The organism is Haematobacter missouriensis (genome assembly GCF_000740775.1).
Lineage (GTDB): Bacteria > Pseudomonadota > Alphaproteobacteria > Rhodobacterales > Rhodobacteraceae > Haematobacter > Haematobacter missouriensis.
In genome coordinates this window covers 1-17,543 of record NZ_JFGS01000003.1, presented here as the reverse complement: position 1 = coordinate 17,543, position 17,543 = coordinate 1, and the positions used below count along the sequence as shown (strand labels likewise).

General features: G+C 64.4%; 11 protein-coding genes and 1 pseudogene. 7 read left to right on the top strand and 5 right to left on the bottom strand.

The window, feature by feature from the left end; translation table 11 throughout:
* The first annotated feature begins 50 nt into the window (after positions 1-50).
* The 3 genes from pyrC (at position 51) to CG51_RS04090 (ending at position 3,604) form a co-directional block, all read left to right on the top strand.
* Positions 51-1,085: a dihydroorotase gene (gene pyrC / locus CG51_RS04100; RefSeq protein WP_035742870.1), complete on the top strand. Its 1,035-nt coding sequence runs from the start codon at positions 51-53 to the stop codon at positions 1,083-1,085.
* Between the two features lie 69 nt (positions 1,086-1,154).
* A complete protein-coding gene (locus tag CG51_RS04095) occupies positions 1,155-1,829 on the top strand; it encodes an orotate phosphoribosyltransferase (protein WP_035742232.1) in 675 nt (224 codons plus the stop codon).
* A gap of 287 nt (positions 1,830-2,116) precedes the next feature.
* The gene (locus tag CG51_RS04090; RefSeq protein ID WP_035708253.1) at positions 2,117-3,604 is read left to right on the top strand and encodes a replicative DNA helicase; all 1,488 of its coding nucleotides are present in this window, start codon (positions 2,117-2,119) and stop codon (positions 3,602-3,604) included.
* Between the two features lie 802 nt (positions 3,605-4,406).
* Here CG51_RS04090 and CG51_RS04085 read toward each other — a convergent pair.
* Positions 4,407-4,823, bottom strand: a complete 417-nt coding sequence (locus tag CG51_RS04085) for a GFA family protein (protein WP_035742230.1) — start codon at positions 4,821-4,823, stop codon at positions 4,407-4,409.
* A 118-nt stretch (positions 4,824-4,941) separates the two neighbouring features.
* On the opposite strand from CG51_RS04085, the gene alr reads away from it, so the two are divergent.
* The 4 genes from alr to CG51_RS04065 all read left to right on the top strand — a co-directional run bounded on the left by alr (position 4,942) and on the right by CG51_RS04065 (position 8,810).
* Positions 4,942-5,988 carry an alanine racemase gene (alr, locus tag CG51_RS04080; RefSeq protein WP_035742228.1) on the top strand — a complete coding sequence of 349 codons (1,047 nt, stop codon included), beginning with the start codon at positions 4,942-4,944 and terminating at the stop codon, positions 5,986-5,988.
* The gene (locus CG51_RS04075; protein ID WP_084695031.1) at positions 5,988-6,770 is read left to right on the top strand and encodes an MlaE family ABC transporter permease; all 783 of its coding nucleotides are present in this window, start codon (positions 5,988-5,990) and stop codon (positions 6,768-6,770) included. The genes alr and CG51_RS04075 overlap by 1 nt, the downstream gene beginning before the upstream one ends.
* A complete protein-coding gene (locus tag CG51_RS04070) occupies positions 6,767-7,522 on the top strand; it encodes an ABC transporter ATP-binding protein (protein WP_416171661.1) in 756 nt (251 codons plus the stop codon). Before CG51_RS04075 ends, CG51_RS04070 begins: the two co-directional genes overlap by 4 nt.
* 187 nt (positions 7,523-7,709) lie before the next feature.
* The gene (locus CG51_RS04065) at positions 7,710-8,810 is read left to right on the top strand and encodes a sensor histidine kinase (protein WP_158212547.1); all 1,101 of its coding nucleotides are present in this window, start codon (positions 7,710-7,712) and stop codon (positions 8,808-8,810) included.
* A 30-nt stretch (positions 8,811-8,840) separates the two neighbouring features.
* Here the strand turns inward: CG51_RS04065 and CG51_RS04060 are convergent, their stop codons facing one another.
* The 4 genes and pseudogenes from CG51_RS04060 to CG51_RS04045 form a co-directional block, all read right to left on the bottom strand.
* Positions 8,841-10,055: an FAD-dependent oxidoreductase gene (locus CG51_RS04060; RefSeq protein WP_035742222.1), complete on the bottom strand. Its 1,215-nt coding sequence runs from the start codon at positions 10,053-10,055 to the stop codon at positions 8,841-8,843.
* Positions 10,056-10,171: 116 nt separating this feature from the next.
* A pseudogene (locus tag CG51_RS04055) lies at positions 10,172-11,071 on the bottom strand (serine hydrolase domain-containing protein).
* 333 nt (positions 11,072-11,404) lie between these two features.
* Positions 11,405-14,689, bottom strand: coding sequence for an error-prone DNA polymerase (locus CG51_RS04050; RefSeq protein ID WP_035742219.1), 3,285 nt, complete (start codon positions 14,687-14,689; stop codon positions 11,405-11,407).
* A gap of 477 nt (positions 14,690-15,166) precedes the next feature.
* Positions 15,167-16,648 carry a Y-family DNA polymerase gene (locus tag CG51_RS04045; RefSeq protein WP_084695029.1) on the bottom strand — a complete coding sequence of 494 codons (1,482 nt, stop codon included), beginning with the start codon at positions 16,646-16,648 and terminating at the stop codon, positions 15,167-15,169.
* Positions 16,649-17,543: the final 895 nt, after the last annotated feature.

Genomic DNA, 17,543 nt, shown 5'->3' with positions numbered 1-17,543 from the left:
TCACCGGGAGAAATTGCGCGGCAGGCCGGAGCATGCTAGGGGCCGGGCTCATGACCCAGATCACCCTTCGCCGCCCAGACGACTGGCACCTGCATCTGCGCGACGGCGCGATGCTGCAAGGCATCCTGCCCGAAAGCCGCGATTTCGCCCGCGCCATCGTGATGCCCAACCTTGTTCCGCCCGTGGTGACGGGCGATGACGCCCGACAATACCGCGACCGCATCCTCTCCGTGCTGCCGGAGGGACAGGCATTCGAGCCGCTGATGACGCTCTACCTGACAGAGACGACGGAGGCGGCGGATGTCGCCACCGCCCATGCCTCCGGTCTGGTAAAGGCGGTCAAGCTCTATCCCGCGGGGGCCACGACGAACTCCGCTTCCGGTGTCCGCGACCTGGAAAAGGTGCGGGGCGTTCTGGAAACGATGGCGGAGATCGGCCTGCCCCTCTGCATGCATGGCGAGGTGACGGATCCTGCCGTGGACATCTTCGATCGGGAAGCCGTGTTCATCGAGCGTGTTCTGGCGCCGCTGCGGCAGAAGACACCAGGCCTTCGCGTGGTCATGGAACACATCACTACCCGCAACGGTGTGGAATACGTCAAGAACGGCGGGGATGACATCGCCGCCACGATCACCACGCACCACCTGATCATCAACCGCAACCACATTCTCGTGGGCGGGATCAAGCCGCACTACTACTGCCTTCCCGTCGCCAAGCGCGAGGAACACCGTATCGCGCTACGCGAGGCGGCCACCTCCGGCGCAGCCAGCTTCTTCCTCGGCACCGACTCCGCGCCGCATGCGGATGCGGCGAAGGAAAGCGCCTGCGGCTGCGCGGGCTGCTTCACCGCGACGAACACCATGCCGCTTCTGGCGCATGTGTTCGAAGAGGAGAAGGCCCTCGACCAACTGGAGGCCTTCGCCAGCCTGAACGGCCCGGCCTTCTACCGCCTGCCCGCGAACGAGGCCACCCTGACGCTGGTCAAGCGGGAAGCGCCCACCCGTTTTCCGACCAGGATCGAGACGGGGGCTGGGCCGGTCACCGTTTTCGACGCGGGTTTCCCGGTCCATTGGGCCGTCGCCTGACACCTCCGCTTCGGGCCGCCCCTCACCGGGCGGCCTTTTCAAAAGACCCTTCGTCCAAGGAAATCCTGCATGATCCCCACGAGTTTCCCTTCCAGAGAGGAAATCGCCCGCCTCACCGCCCGCATGTTCCTTGAGATCGGGGCGGTCGATTTCAACGCCGCCACTCCCTTCACCTACGCCTCCGGACTGAAGGGGCCGACCTATATCGACTGCCGCAAGCTCATCTCCTATCCGCGCATCCGCTCCACGTTGATGGACTTCCTGACGATGACGGTGCTTCGGGACGCGGGCTTCGAGGCTTTCGACAACATTGCCGGCGGCGAGACGGCGGGCATCCCCTTCGCGGCCCTCGTGGCGGAGCGGATGGGACTGCCGATGAGCTATGTCCGCAAGAAGCCCAAGGGCTATGGCCGGAACGCCCGGATCGAGGGCGCCATGACCGAGGGTCAGCGCGTGCTGCTGGTGGAGGATCTCACCACCGACGGCGGATCGAAGCTCTCCTTCGTCGATGCGATCCGCGAAACCGGTGCGAGCTGCAACCATACCGCGGTGATCTTCTTCTACGGCATATTCGAGGGCACAGAACAGCGTCTCGCCGATCATGGCGTTCAGCTTCATCATCTCTGCACCTGGTGGGACATGCTCGCGGAAGCAAAGGCCGCGGGCAGCTTTGACGCCACCACGCTGGACGGGGTGGAGGAGTTCCTGAACGATCCCCGCGGCTGGCAGGGCCGTCACGCCTGAGAGGAGTCTGCGGAAATCCGCCGAGACAGGAACCCCGCTGTGGACTGTCCTGTTTCGGCGGCGCGGCGGAATCGGGTAGATGCGGTGTCGCACCGCAGGCCGACCCCAACATTCGGGGCGCGCCGCGGCGCAGCCTGTGATATACAGGATTACACACAGGCAGAGGCGAGTCTTATCCACAGGGTTTTCCCGTGCTTTTGGCCGGGCGCCATAGGGAGTATGACAGTCGCTTGACAGAAGACGACGGCCCGCCTGCCTGCGGGGGCGTCGCAAAGGGCAGGATCATGATGACCGAACTAAGGGCGATCCAGGCCGCTGCCGAGCCGGAGGCAGAGGTTCTTCCCCACAATATCGAGGCCGAGCAGCAGTTGCTGGGCGCGATTCTCACGAACAACGACATCTACGACCGCATCGCCAGTCTGGTGCGGCCCGAGCATTTCTACGACCCCGTCCACCAGCGGATCTTCGAGATCGCGGCCTCTCGCATCGTCAAGAACGCGCTCGCCTCACCGGTGACGCTGAAGGCATTCCTTGAGGACGACCAGGGCCTCAAGGAACTGGGCGGACCGGCCTATCTGGTGCGCCTTGCCGGGGCGGCCATCTCCTCCTTCGGGGCGCGGGACTATGCGCAGATGATCTACGATCTCGCCGTCCGGCGGGAACTGATCGGGCTGGGCCGCGACATCGCCGCGAAGGCGGCCAAGGTCGATGTGCAGAGCGAGCCGAAGGAGCAGATCGTCGAGGCGGAGCAGCGGCTCTACAAGCTCGGCGAGCAGGGGGTGGCGGAGCGCGGGTTCCAGTCCTTCCTGAAGGCCGTGACCGATGCAGTGAACGTCGCCAACGCCGCCTATCAGCGGGATGGCGGCCTGGCGGGCGTCTCCACCGGCCTTGTCGATCTGGACAAGAAGCTCGGCGGTCTGCACCGCTCGGACCTGCTGATCCTCGCCGGACGGCCGTCGATGGGCAAGACCTCACTCGCCACCAATATCGCCTTCAATGTCGCGAAGAACTTCAAGCGCGGCCGGATGCCGGACGGTTCCGAAGGCGCGGTGGATGGGGGCGTGGTCGGGTTCTTCAGCCTGGAAATGTCGGCCGAGCAGCTTGCCGCCCGGATCCTGTCGGAAGCGGCAGAGGTGCCCTCCGAGCAGATACGCCGGGGCGACATGACGGAGGCCGAATTCCGCCGCTTCGTTGAGGCCGCAAAAGCGCTGGAGGCCTGCCCGCTCTACATCGATGATACGCCGGCGCTGCCGATCAGCCAGATGGCGGCGCGGGCGCGGCGGCTCAAGCGGACGCACGGTCTGGATCTGCTGGTGGTGGACTATCTCCAGCTTCTCCGCCCCGCCACGGCGAAGGACAGCCGGGTGAACGAAGTGTCCGAGATCACGCAGGGCCTCAAGGCCGTCGCCAAAGAACTGGACATCCCCGTTGTCGCCCTTTCCCAGCTTTCACGTCAGGTCGAAAGCCGCGAGGACAAGCGACCCCAGCTCTCCGACCTGCGCGAATCGGGCTCCATCGAACAGGATGCCGACGTGGTGATGTTCGTCTATCGCGACGAATATTACCGGGAGCGGGAAAAGCCGGGCGACGACAATCTCGAAGCGATGGCGAAGTGGCAGGAGGCCATGGAACGGGTGCATGGCAAGGCCGAGGTCATCATCGGCAAACAGCGTCACGGGCCGATCGGCACGGTGGAGCTGTCCTTCGAGGGACGCTTCACCCGATTCGGCAATCTCGTGAAGCCATGGCAGCAGGGGATCGACGCGGGGTTTTAGGCTACTGCTACAGCGGCAGGCATAACCTGCCGCTAGCCAGCCCCCATCGACACGGGGCTGCTGTGCAGGTGACCTGCTTCAGCGCGTGGCAGCGTGGCAGCGTGGCAGCGTGGCAGCGTGGCAGCGTGGCAGCGTGGCAGCGTGGCAGCGTGGCAGCGTGGCAGCGTGGCAGCGTGGCAGCGTGGCAGCGTGGCAGCGTGGCAGCGTGGCAGCGTGGCAGCGTGGCAGCGTGGCAGCGTGGCAGCGTGGCAGCGTGGCAGCGTGGCAGCGTGGCAGCGTGGCAGCGTGGCAGCGTGGCAGCGTGGCAGCGTGGCAGCGTGGCAGCGTGGCAGCGTGGCAGCGTGGCAGCGTGGCAGCGTGGCAGCGTGGCAGCGTGGCAGCGTGGCAGCGTGGCAGCGTGGCAGCGTGGCAGCGTGGCAGCGTGGCAGCGTGGCAGCGTGGCAGCGTGGCAGCGTGGCAGCGTGGCAGCGTGGCAGCGTGGCAGCGTGGCAGCGTGGCAGCGTGGCAGCGTGGCAGCGTGGCAGCGTGGCAGCGTGGCAGCGAAGCTCTCCCGTTTGGTCAAAGCGCCGTCAACCTGCGCTTGAGGGCAGCAACCTGACCTCAAGGGAGACTGTTCTGCTTAGGTCGCACTTTCGGTGCGACCTTCCGGGGGCGGGCCTCACTGGGAGTTGGCAGTCTGGAAGCTCGGAGAGCCGCAGCCCTTGTCGCTGCTAAGGCCAATCCGCTCGCCGAAGAAGACCTGCAGGCGGACCGGTGCACCGCTCGCACGATCCCTGGCACGCCTCGCCTCACATCAAAGCGCTCAGAGGCGCTCGAAACGCAGCACACCCACCACCCGGCTTTCACTGCCGTCCGCGGGGTGATGAACTCCGTCGTTCACCTGAACTTCGGCAAAATCGAACGGGCTGATTCCCAGACAGGCGGCATTCACACCGAATTGATCCGGGTTGGAACGCCTTTTGTGATGCGTATAGATCCCGCAGTTTCCGCAGAAATGATGCTCCGCGACCCCGGTGTTGAACCGGTAGGTGCGCAGCACCTCCGCGCCCCCCAGAAGGGTGAAATCCGCCAGCCGCGTCGAAAGAGTTACTGCACCGCGCATCGCGCAAATGGAACAATCGCAGCGTCTGGCCGCGTTCAGCCCGCCCGCAAGCCGTACGCTGAAACGCACCTTGCCACAGTGGCAGGCGCCCTCCAGCCGTTCATCGTTCCGTTCCATGCCCTGCCCCTTTTCCGCCGCGAAAGTGCGGCAAAGCTGTCGCCCGTCTGCGCCAAGGTCAACCGCCTGTGGTGCCTTGCCCCTTGACCTTCGCGGAGGGCCAGCCGAAACAACCGCCATGGCAAGCGGCATCCTCTCCATTGATCTCGACGCGATCGCCGCGAATTGGCGGGCGCTCGATCAGGCATCCTCCCCCCAGACCCAGACGGGCGCGGTCGTGAAGGCCGACGCCTACGGGCTCGGCGCCGACCGGGTGGCGCGGACCCTCGCACGCGCCGGGGCGCGGCGGTTCTTCGTCGCGATGACGGAAGAAGGCGCGCGGGTGCGGCAGGCGCTCGGCCCCGGTCCGCAGGTCTGCGTGCTCGGCGGACACATGGAGGGCGATACCCGGCTGATCGCGGAAGCCGAACTGACGCCGATGCTGAATTCGCTTGACCAGCTCACCCGGCATTTCGAGGCGCTGCCCGGTCATCCTTTCGGCATCCAGCTCGACACCGGCATGAACCGGCTTGGACTGGAACCCGGGGAATGGGCGGCCGTTGCCAGCCTCGCCGTTGCGCAGGGGCCGGATTTCGTGATGTCGCACCTCGCCTGCGCCGATGAGCCGGATCATCCTATGAACCGCGCGCAGCTCGACAGTTTCCGCCGCATGACGGATGGCACCGGCCTGCCCCGGTCGCTGGCCGCGACGGGCGGCATCCTGCTCGGCCCCGACTACCATTTCGAACTCACCCGCCCCGGCATCGGTCTTTATGGCGGCCTGCCCTTTACGGAGGCCAACCAGACAGTTCGCCTGTCGCTGCCCGTGGTGCAGATCCGCGCGGTGGAGCCGGGGGAAATCGTAGGATACTCCGCAACCTGGCAGGCAACAGCGCCGACGCTCATCGCTACCGTCGCCGCGGGTTACGCCGACGGGTTGAGCCGGCGGCTGTCGGGCCAGGGAACGCTCTGGGCGGGCGACGTGCCCTGCCCGCTCATCGGGCGTGTCTCCATGGATCTCATCACTGCCGACGTGTCGCATCTGGACGAGATGCCGGGCTATCTCGACATCCTTGGCCCGAGCCAGACGCCCGACCAGTTGGCAGAGGTGATCGGCACCATCGGCTATGAGGTGCTGACCTCGCTTGGCCCCCGCTATCGCCGGACCTACAGGGAGACGCGCTGATGATCCTGCTCTCTCCACTCGCCACCCTTGGACGGATGGTGCTGTCGCTGCTGACCTCCATCGGGCAGGTCGCGATCTATGCGGCCCAGACTGTGAGCCATCTTTTTCGCCCGCCGTTCTACTTTCGCGAGTTCGCGCAGCAACTCCTTGCCATTGGCTACCTCAGCCTGCCCGTCGTCGGGTTGACGGCGCTGTTCACGGGCGGCGCTCTCGCCCTCCAGATCTATGCGGGCGGCTCGCGGTTCAATGCCTCCTCGGTCGTTCCCTCCATCGTAGCCATCGGCATGACACGGGAACTCGGCCCGGTGCTGGGCGGGCTGATGGTGGCCGCGCGTGTCGCCTCCTCCATCGCGGCGGAGATCGGCACGATGAAGGTGACGGAGCAAATTGACGCGCTGACGACGCTGTCCACCAATCCGATTAAATATCTGACCGTCCCCCGTGTGCTCGCCGCCACGCTGTCCGTGCCGGTGCTGGTGGGGATCGGCGACATCATCGGGATCATGGGCGGCTATCTGGTCGGCGTGACCCGGCTTGGCTTCAACGGTGCGACCTATCTGCACAACACATGGAACTTCCTTCAGGGCTGGGACATCGGCTCCGGACTTGTCAAAGGCGCGGTGTTCGGCTTCCTGATTGCGGTGGTCGGCTGCTACTACGGCATGAATTCCGGCCGAGGTGCACAGGGCGTGGGCGGGGCGACAAAATCCGCAGTGGTCGCCGCCTCCATCCTGATCCTCGCTTCCAATTATGTTCTGACGGAGTTCTTCTTCGCCTCATGACCGATATGATCGAGATCACCGAGCTGAAGAAATCCTTTGGGCCGAAGCATGTTCTGCGCGGTGTGAACCTCTCTGTCCCCAAAGGCAAGAGCATGGTCATCATCGGCGGATCGGGCACGGGCAAGTCGGTGCTGCTGAAATGCGTGCTCGGCCTCGTTACCCCTGATAGCGGCGACATCAAGGTGGATGGCCATGACGTGACGGAGGGGGATCGCGACGCCTTCCTTGCCAGGTTCGGCATGCTTTTTCAGGGTGGCGCGCTGTTCGACAGCCTTACGGTTTGGCAGAACGTCGCTTTTCGTCTGCTGCGCGGCTCCCTGAAGCGCCCCAAGGCGGAAGCACGCGAAATCGCCATCGAGAAGCTCCGCCGTGTCGGCCTGAAGCCGGAAACAGCGGATCTTTTCCCGGCTGAGCTTTCAGGCGGCATGCAGAAGCGCGTGGGCCTTGCCCGCGCCATTGCCGCGGAGCCCGAGATCATCTTCTTCGATGAGCCCACCACCGGCCTCGATCCGATCATGTCCGGCGTCATCAACGATCTAATCCGCGAGATCGTGAGCGAAATGGGCGCGACCGCCATGACAATCACGCATGACATGACCAGCGTCCGAGCCATCGCGGACACGGTCGCCATGTTGCACGACGGGCTGATCCGCTGGACTGGGCCAGTGGAGCAGATGGACGCGGCGGACGACCCCTATCTGCAGCAATTCATCCACGGTCGCGCGGATGGACCCATTGAATCCGTCCGTTGACACTGTATTCCCGCCTGTGAATCAGGATGTCACGTTGCCCCCCCGCTCCAAAGCGCCTACATTGCTCTAGCCGATAGCGCATCTTGCGCCTGTCCGGGGGAGGGCTCATGCCGGATTTCTGCCGCAACCCCATGTTTGCCAAACTGACAAGCCACCACGGAAGCCCGGCTTCATGCGGGGTCGGTCGGTGAACGCCACACCCGCCTCCGACAAGGAGATGCTGGCGCGCAGAGCCCTCGACCTGATGGGGAGCGGTCTGCCGGGATTTGCGCTTGGCATTCTCGGGGCCTCGCCGGATTGCATCAAGCTCATCGATCTCGAGGGACGCGTGTCCTTCATGAGTGAAAATGGCATGTGCGCCATGGAGATCGAGGACTTCGGCACCGTGGCCGGGTTGCGGTGGACCAATATGTGGCCACTGGAAGCCAGGGAGACGCTGGAAACCGCGCTGGCGGCTGCCCGGGATGGCAAGCTGACGGAATTCGAGGCTTTTTGTCCGACCGCCAAGGGAACCCCCCGGTGGTGGTCGGTCACCGTGACACCGGTTCGCGACCCGATGGGGGAAGTCAGTCTGATCCTCGCCTCCTCCCGCGATGTGACCGAGACCGTCAATGCACGCCGGATGCTGGAGGAACAGGCGGCGGCGCTGGCGCGCGAAGTCGCGGAAAAAGATACCGCGCTGGCACGCCAGAAGGTTTTGCTGGCCGAGATCGACCACCGCGTGAAAAACAGTTTCGCCGCTGTCATCGGATTGCTGAACCTGCAGGCCCGGAACCATACCGACCCCGCCTTGCGCGAGGCCGTGGCGCAGGCCGCAAGCCGAATCGCCACCCTCGCCCGCGTTCACGACCAGCTCTATCGCGATCCGGAATCCGACCATCTGCCTCTGGCAGCTTTTGCCTCCGGCCTGCTCGCCGATCTTGACCGGGCGCTGACCGGAACGGTACGGGCGGAGATCCTTGTGCCGAAGGAGATGCTTCTTTCCGTCAATGCCGCGACTGCGCTCGGACAGGTCATGGCCGAACTTGTCGGCAATGCGATCAAGCATGCCGGAAAGGAGCGTCTGCCGATTGTCGAAGTCGCCCTTGCCGCGGAGGGAGAGGGGCGGCTTCTTCTCTCCGTTTCGGACAATGGGCCTGGTCTTCCCCCCAACTTCGACCCGACCGCACGTCATGGTTTGGGTATGCGGATCCTGTCGATCTACAGCGATCAGCTTGAGGCAGATCTGACCTGCGGGAACACGCTGGATGGTGGTGCGATGTTCCGACTGGACTTCCCTGTCCGCTAGGAGCGCAACTGCAGGAAATCCGTGGGCACGCTATATGCGCACCCGCTCCGGCCGGAAACCAAGCCCCACCAGGCGTCCGGCAAGATGGCTCAATGCGGGCCAGCGTCCGATGACTCGCAGGAATTTCGGGGGGCCGGAAGATTTTTCCGGGGTGGCAGCCGCACTCTCCCCGGCAGTCACAGGCCGCTTGCGGCGCATCATCAGTTGCAGCTTCTGCGTGGCGCGGGTCGGAAAGCGGCGACGACGCTCCACACGAGCAAGATCATCGGGGCTTACTCGCCCCTCACCAAGCGGGGCCGCAAGGATATTCGCCGCCGCGATCGCATCCTGCACGGCAAGGTTCACTCCGAACCCGCCGATCGGTGACATGGCATGGGCCGCATCCCCGATGCAGAGCAGCCCCGGCCGCCACCAGCGTTCGAGCCTGTCCATACGAACGGACAGCAGATGCACCTGATCCCAGTCCCGGATTTCCTCGAACCGGTCCGGGGGAAGTGGTGCGAGAGCCGCGAGGCTTTCCCGGAACGCAGGCAGGCCGCGGGCCTTCAGATCATCGTAGCTGCCCTTGCGGATCACGTATCCGCATTGCCAGTAATCCCCCCGGTCTATCAGGACGAGGCCCTGTTGCGGCCCGGCGTGGCTCATGGTCAGGACCGGATCCCCGTCCCGCCGCGAAAGCTGCAGCCAGAGCACATCCACCTGACTACCGAAATCCGTGACGGGAAGCGCCGCATCGCGTCGCGTGACGGAATTCCGCCCATCGGCACCGATGACCAGATCGCCCGGCATCTCGCGCTCCACACCCTCCTCCCGGATGCGGATACCCCGGATTTGTCCGTCGGATTGCACAAGCCCCAAGACTTCTACCCCCATCATCAGGCGGAAACAGGGGAGAGCCGCTGACCGGCGAGCGAGGAAGTCGAGAAAGTCCCATTGCGGCATGAAGGCGATGAACCGGCAACGCGCAGGAATCCGGGAGAAGTCGGCGATCTTCGTTTGCACGCCCCCGATCTCTGCCTGAAGCACTGGCGCCTTCTGATGCGGGATCTTCAGGAAATCTTCGAGCAGGCCCAGATCGGCAAAGGCTTCCAGGGTGGAAGGATGGATCGTGTCGCCGCGGAAATCGTGCAGAAAGTCGGGATGCTTCTCCACCACCGTCACCGGAATACCGGCGCGGGCCAGAAGATAGCCCAGCATCATGCCCGCCGGACCTGCTCCCACGATCACACAGCTTTGCGGGGCCATGGTGCTCCTCCTTCAGTCGGATCTCCGGCGGCTCTCCGTGATCATCGCCGATCTCCACTGCGACCGAAAGGGCTCTCCCCGGAATACGGCATCCCTATGGGCCGAAAAGAAAGAGTTCACTTCGGCTGCCGTCTGCCGCTGTTCCTCACGGCCGCAAACTCGGCCCGGCCCTCATCATGGCTATCGGCGAAGGTGGCAACCGTGACTGGCTCGGGCAGGTCCGGAAAATGATAGACGGCGTTCACACCGACGGGCCCGCCGCCCGAGTGCCCTATGGCCCTGCCGACAGATCCCATCCTTCCGGTCATGAGGCCAAGGCCATATCCACAGTCGGTCCAGGGGCGCCCTTCGAGCGCGCCGCCAAGCGGCACATGGCTCAGCATCTGCCGAAACGATGCTTCGTTCAGAAGCTGTCCGGTAAAGAGAGCATGCAACAACAGTGTTGCTTCCCGTGCAGTCCCGATGAGGCAGCCGTGATAGACCCAGCCCGGATGGTAGCGCTGCGCCCCTTCCCAATGCACATATGAGAACTGTTCCCGGGTCGTCGCGAGGGAAAGGGTTTTGAGCCCAAGTCGCCCAGCGATCATGCTTTCCACCATATCGGGGAAAGCGGATCCGGCAGCTTCCTCGATACGCTCACGCGCAAGCATGTAGCCGACATTCGAATAGCGCCAGCCCCCGCCCGGCGGGAACAGCATGCCCTGCATCATCGTTTCCCGGAGCAGATCGTCACGCGCCCATGGCTCATCATTGTTTCACACGGCTTGATGATAGGCAGGAAGCGTCCCGTAGTCGGGCAGGCCAGCGGTATGGTTCAGAAGCTGGCGCAGGGTAAAAGACTGCCGCGGGAGAGCTTCGTCCAGATCGACCACACCCCTTTCCGCCAGCATGAGGGCGCAGATCGCGATGACGGTCTTCGTGAAGCTCCAATAGGGAAACAGACGGGAGCCGCCAGTGTCAGCCGACTCGGCTGCCCCAAGCAGAAGGGTGCTGGAGAACAGGGGACCGTGCTGCATCATCCTCTCACGCTACCACGCTGCCGAAAAAGCTCTGAAGTGTCATATCCAGGCTCTGGAAGTCGGAAAATAAGCCCGGAATGATTCGAGATGCGTGAATTTTTGAGGAATTCCGTCAGAGAGCGGACAATTCTCGTTCCATCGCGGACCTGCAGGTCTTTTTCAGCAGCCTGCTAAGATGCTCTCACCCGCCAACAATCGCTTGCCAGCAATCCCTGGAACCTGCGGGGTTGCTGGCTACCCGTTTCCTGCAAGCAAGGATTCCCGATGCTGCCGGGACTTCGGTGAATGCGGATGAACAGAGATTGCGGATCCTGGAGAGGGAGGCTGCAATCAATGGAAATCCCGGCTTGGGAACAGGCGTTTGGTCTGCTCCCTCGGGTGCCGGGCGGTCGGGCGGGGTGGACGGACGGGCCGGGGCGCGCTGTCGGCGGGAGCGGCAGGTTCGCCCACCACCCCTTCGAGTGGATGGCCGAGTTCCGTGAGCCGGTGGGAAAGATCCTCCAGCTGTTCCGCGATCACGTGCACGACCGCTCCTTCCCGCTCCACTCGCCCCCTCACGCGGATGAGCCGGCCGCCCATCACGACACGGCGGAACCGCTCGAAAGTCCGCTTCCACACCACGATGTTGGAAACCCCGGTTTCATCCTCCAGCGTCAGGAAGATCACGCCGGAAGCGGTGGCGGGCCGCTGCCGGGTGATGACAAGACCACAGACCGACACCCATCGGAGCGGCGTTGCTACCAAATCCCCATGTGGCGTCACCCCCTGAAGCGCGGAGCGAAGGAGGGCCACGGGATGCGTACGCAGGGTAAGGCGGGTGGCCACGTAATCCTCCACCACCTCCTCCCCCTCATGCATGGCGGGCAGGGCCACCGGCGGCTCCCGATGCCCCTCGCCATCCAGCGGGTCGGCAAAGAGCGGCAGCGGCTCGGGGGCGCGGATGGCCCGCACCGCCCAGAGCGCATCCCGCCGGTTCAGGCCCATGCCGATGAAGGCATCGGCCTCCGCCAGCCGTTCCAGCACGGCGGGGGCGATCCGGGCGCGGAGCCAAAGGCTCTCCGGATCGGGGTAACCGTTGCCGCGGGCAGCGGCGATGGCCTCCGCATCTGCTTTGCGGAAGCCCTTTATCTGCCGGAAACCAAGCCGCAGGGCAAAGGTTCCGTCGGGCCGCTTCTGCAGCCTGTTGTCCCATGTGCTATGGTTGACGCAGACGGGCCGCACCTCCACCCCATGTTCCCGGGCGTCGCGCACAAGTTGCGCGGGCGCATAGAACCCCATGGGCTGGCTGTTCAGCAGTGCACAAGTGAAGATGGCGGGATAACGGCATTTCAGCCAGGCCGACACATAGGTGAGCATGGCAAAGGCTGCGGCATGACTTTCGGGAAAGCCGTAATCCGCGAAGCCTTCGATCTGACTGAAGCAACGTGCCGCCACCTCCCGGGCATAGCCATTCTTTTCCATCCCGGTGACGAATCGCTCTCGGTGCTCAGCGATCGTACCCATGCGACGGAAGGAGGCGAGCGAGCGGCGGAGCTTGTCAGCCTCCTCCGCCGAATAGCCCGCACCGACCATGGCGATCCGAAGCGCCTGCTCCTGAAAAAGTGGCACACCCAGCGTCTTCGCCGTCACCTCTGCCAGATCCGGGCCGAAAGGCTCCGCCGCTTCCAGCCCCATGCGACGGCGGATATAGGGTTTCACCATGCCGCCCTGAATCGGACCGGGGCGGACAATGGCCACTTCGATCACCAGATCATAGAATGTCTTGGGTTTCATCCGGGGCAGGAAGTTCATCTGCGCGCGGCTTTCCACCTGAAAGACACCGACCGCATCGGCGCGCTGGAGCATTCCGTAAGTCCTGCCATCCTCCTGCGGCACGCTGCCCAGCGTATGGGAAATGTTCTCATGATCGGAGAGAAGCTTGAACGCCTTGCGGATGCAGGTGAGCATTCCAAGGCTCAGAACATCGACCTTGAGGATGCGGAGAGTGTCGATATCGTCCTTGTCCCATTCGATGCAGGTGCGATCCGGCATCGCGGCGTTTTCGATGGCGCAAAGCTCATCGAGCCGCCCGCGGGTGATGACGAAACCGCCCACATGCTGCGACAGATGGCGGGGGAAGCCGATGATCTCCCGGATCAGCCCGATGGTGAGCATGAGCCGTCTGTCGGACGGGTTCAGCCCCACCTCACGCATCCGCTCCGCTCCGGCGCCTTCGTTGGACGTGCCCCAGATCTGGCCGGAGAGGGCTGCGGTCACATCCTGCGACAGCCCCATCACCTTGCCCACTTCGCGGATCGCGGCGCGGGTACGGAAATGGATCACCGTGGCGCAGAGCGCCGCACGGGCGCGAGAGTATTTATCATAGATCCACTGGATCACTTCCTCCCGCCGCTCATGCTCGAAATCGACGTCGATATCCGGGGGTTCCTTGCGGTGACGGGAGATGAAGCGCTCAAAGACCATGCCGATCATCTTCGGGCTGACATCGGTGATCCCGAGCGCCCAGCAGATGATGGAATTCGCGGCCGACCCCCGCCCCTGGCACAGGATGTCCTTTGACCGCGCCCAACGCACGATGTCCTGAACTGTAAGGAAATACGCGGCATATTCGAGCTCTGCGACCACCGCGAGCTCCTTGTCCAGCAGGGCGAGGTAGTCCTCTGGAACCCCTTCCGGGCAGCGGCGGGACAGCCCTTCCCGCGCCAGCCGTTCCAGCCTGGTCTGCGGATCCTCCCCGCAGTCGCTTTCATCGGGATAGTCCTGCGCGAGTTCCTTCAGGTCGAAACGGCAGCGGGCCGCGATCTCCAGCGTGCGGTGGAGCGCCTCGGGATAGCGCCGGTAAAGCCTCGCCACATCGGCAGCCCCTTTCAACCGACGTTCCGCATTGGGGAGCGCGCGGGTACCGATCCTGTCGATGGTCAATCCTTCCCGCAGGCAGGTCAGCACATCTGCGAGCGGCCGCCGCCGTCCGTGATGCATGAGCACATCCCCCGCCGCCACCATCGGCGCACCGGACTGCTCCGAAAGACGGGCACAACTGTCGAACCACTGCTGGTCCGACCCATCATATCGCGGCACGGCACCGACATGGACAAACCCCGGGAAGCGCCCGTGAAGACGCGATAGGATGGGCAGGCTTTCCTCCTCTTCCCGGGGCAGGGCGATGAGGATCATCCCCTCCCCTCCCGCCTCCAGATCGGCGAGGCGCAAATCACATTTTCCCTTCACTGTGCGACCCTTCCCAAGGGTGAGAAGCCGGGTCAGCCGCCCATAGGCCGCCCGGTCAATCGGCAGGGCCACCCATTCCACCGGGCAGTCGGTCAGCACCAGCCGCGCGCCCACGATAAGCTTCGGCAAAGCGGACAGAACCCGATGGCGGAGCGGGGGCTGATGTCCGACATCCTGCCGGGAGCAGGTATCCACCAGTCTGTCTGACCGTACGGCAAGGGCTTCCTCGGCCGCTTCTCGCAGGTTGCGCAGGGCGGTCCAGGCGCGCACGACGCCGGCCAGAGAATTGCGATCCGTGACGGCGAGAGCCTCCAGCCCCAGCTCCGCGGCCCGTAAAACCATCTCTTCGGGGTGAGAGGCACCGGTCAGGAAGGTGAAATTCGTCATGGCACAGAGTTCGGCGTAACGCGGGGTTCCGGACTTCCGAAGGGACGGCTCCCCCACCTTCGGGCCGGGGGACAAGGGTGCAGCCGTGTTGCCTTGGCCCGGTGAAGACGCGTGGTCTGTCAGGCCGGAAGGTTCGACCCCCTGCTGCGGAAGCCTTCGAGGCCCGGTGTGCTTCCCGCGCTTCAACCCGTGCCGGACAGTCGGCCCCCCACTCATGTCGGGCCCACTATCATGTCAGGGCCGCCGTTATGTCAGGCCCGCCGTCATGTCGGGACTGCGAACGTCGTTCAGGGCCGGTCTCCCTGATCGCAGGCATCCTGCAGGCACGGGATCTGGCAGCACATCCTCGGGGGGAGGTCACCGCCAGATAGCTGCCTTCGCTGTCATCCGCCCCGGGACCGCCTGCGACAGGGGATGGCCCCCCGCAATGTACCGGAAGGCCGGGTATCCGGTCGGGAAAGGTCGTCCCGCGCGGCGTCATGAGAAAATCCCCTGAACGAACCATCCAGGTGCCTGCGGGGTATGGAACAGCCACAGGCGGCGCCCCTCAAGGGTTTCCACCCGCCAGTAGTCCCGGACGCCTGAGCGCCAGTTCTCATCTTCCACCCACCATTCCGGCGCGATCCGTTCCGGTCCGGTGGCCCTCCCCGTCGTCAGACAAAGGCCGCGCCAGCGGAAGGTTTCCGGCGGCGTTGAGCCGCTCGCAAGAATCGGCTCCGGCGGGAACAGGATCAGTGGACGAGGGCGGGGAGGCTCCGGCCATGGCTCCTGCATCGGCGGCGCCTCGGTAAAGGGTACGAGCGCAAAACTCCGCTCAGGGATATGGCTGTCAACCGGACGGAAGCACAGGATGTTCTCAAGACCGATCCGCGCGCCGATGCGGGTTACCAGCGCATTCAGCCGGTCCGTCGCCGCCGTTCTCTCTCCGATCTGTTGCAGGGGCAGCGGCTCGACCAGCGTCGCCTCCAGCCGCAGCTGATCGATGCCGAACCCGGCATTCACGCCCTCCACCCCACGGGTGAACAAGGGCTGAATCCGCCCTGCATCCCGCATGGCAGCGGCAAGCCGAAGATCCACGTGCACCGCGTTTCCATCCACTCGCCGGAGTGTCAGCCGCAGCTCCCGCGCGCCGGCTTCCTGTCCGCGCAGCTTGTCGCACAACCGGTCCAGCAGGCGGAAAAGTCCCGCCATCACGTCCTCTGTCCTGCCAATGGGTTCCGGCAGCGTCAGGCGTACAGCGAAATGTGGAGGCTCCGCCAAGGGATTGACCGCTTCCGCCTGTTGCCCGAGTGCGCGGTCCAGCAGATCCAACAGTTCCGGGCCGAAACGTCGGGCCAGTGGAGCACGGGGCGCCCCGGCCAGCACGCCGATCCGCCCCAAGCCCAGCCGTTGAAGCGACACGGAATGCTCCTCGCTGATCCGCAGCGCGGCAACCGGCAGATCCGCCAGAGCAGCAAGGGTATTGCCGGGAGCCGCCAACCCTTCACCATAATGCGCCAGCGCCCAGGCCGCCCCGCGCGTATCTCCCAGACCCATCCGCAGGTCGAACCCGGCTCCTCCCAACCGCTCCCGCATATCGGACAACAACCGGCCCTCCCCGCCGGCAAGATGCGCGGAACCGGTGATGTCGAGCACCAGCCCGTCTGGCTCCTCCAACCCAACCCAAGGGCAGTAACGGAGCGCCCAACGACGCAAGGCACAGAGCAAACGGTGTTCCCCCGCCTGGTCGGCACTCACGCTCACCAGCGGAGGGCAAAAAGCCCTCGCATCCGCCAATGTCATACCGCGCGATAACCCCGCGCGCTCTGCCAGAGGATTGAGACAATGAATGAAGTCGGTGTTGTTGAGTCGCTGGGAAACGACGAACGGCCCCTCCACCGGGTGATAGCGGAGCGCCCGGTCAGTCGCCAGCCGGGGAAACCATATCGAGACGATGCGCCTTTGCATCCCATCGAACATGCCACACCCCAATTGTTCCCTTTTTGTTCTTAATAAGCTCCCACCTCATGAGAGTCGAGTCCACAGGATTGCCAGAGGCGGGCCCCCTCAACATTGGCCCAGAAGGAGCGGGATCGAATACCGGGCCGCAATGCCATCGCGTCTCCGCCGCATTGCTGCCCATACCTTCCGGGATCAGACACAGACCCGTTGCTTCCCCCGCCTGCGCCGCGAGCTGCAACCGCCGCCCCTCACGCAGATTGAGCGGTCGGGTGATCTCAACCACCACCATGGGTATGACCCCATCCTTCAATGCTTCTTCTGCGATAGCCAGGGTTTCCACCTGATCGTCACCACGGGCCAGCAAAAGGCGCCGCGGATCAATAAGCGTCCGCAAACCTTCCGGCGTCACCTGGGCGGGTGCCCATGCCTCCCGCACCCAAAGGACAGGCCGCTTGCCCAAAGCGCCGAGAACAGCGGCAAAAGCCGCCGAAAGCGGCCCGAAGGCTTCATGCACGCGACCACTGCGCAGGGGTATGGGGAGAGGTGAAGACATGGTCTCAACTATAGTGCTTGCTTCTGAAAGACATCATCCGAATGTCAGACTCACAACCTTCCGCGTCTCCGGCAACTTCTCCGCCGCGCTCCAGTGGCACGGAAGCTCGCCCTCGGAGTGATATCTACGTTATCATAAGCATATGCTCCCGCATAAGCTCAGGTCCTCCAAGCAGGGGTATCCGCCGAAACGGGGACCAGTTCAGCTGTTTGACTGCACCACAAATTTGATCGGTGAGCCAATCGTGAAGGACAAAAAGCTGAACCGCGCGGTTTTTCGGAGGCTCCAACTTCTGAGTCAGGCTGAGCATTGACCTGCCCCCCGTGGGTCCCTTGCAGATTCCGAGGTTATCCGGCCAGG

Coding starts and splice junctions, on each gene's coding strand:
- CG51_RS04050 (WP_035742219.1), bottom strand. CDS start 14,689: ATGACGAATTTCACCTTCCTGACCGGTGCCTCTCACCCCGAAGAGATG.
- CG51_RS04085 (WP_035742230.1), bottom strand. CDS start 4,823: ATGGAACGGAACGATGAACGGCTGGAGGGCGCCTGCCACTGTGGCAAG.
- CG51_RS04045 (WP_084695029.1), bottom strand. CDS start 16,648: ATGTTCGATGGGATGCAAAGGCGCATCGTCTCGATATGGTTTCCCCGG.
- CG51_RS04070 (WP_416171661.1), top strand. CDS start 6,767: ATGACCGATATGATCGAGATCACCGAGCTGAAGAAATCCTTTGGGCCG.
- CG51_RS04060 (WP_035742222.1), bottom strand. CDS start 10,055: ATGGCCCCGCAAAGCTGTGTGATCGTGGGAGCAGGTCCGGCGGGCATG.
- CG51_RS04090 (WP_035708253.1), top strand. CDS start 2,117: ATGACCGAACTAAGGGCGATCCAGGCCGCTGCCGAGCCGGAGGCAGAG.
- pyrC (WP_035742870.1), top strand. CDS start 51: ATGACCCAGATCACCCTTCGCCGCCCAGACGACTGGCACCTGCATCTG.
- alr (WP_035742228.1), top strand. CDS start 4,942: ATGGCAAGCGGCATCCTCTCCATTGATCTCGACGCGATCGCCGCGAAT.
- CG51_RS04095 (WP_035742232.1), top strand. CDS start 1,155: ATGATCCCCACGAGTTTCCCTTCCAGAGAGGAAATCGCCCGCCTCACC.
- CG51_RS04075 (WP_084695031.1), top strand. CDS start 5,988: ATGATCCTGCTCTCTCCACTCGCCACCCTTGGACGGATGGTGCTGTCG.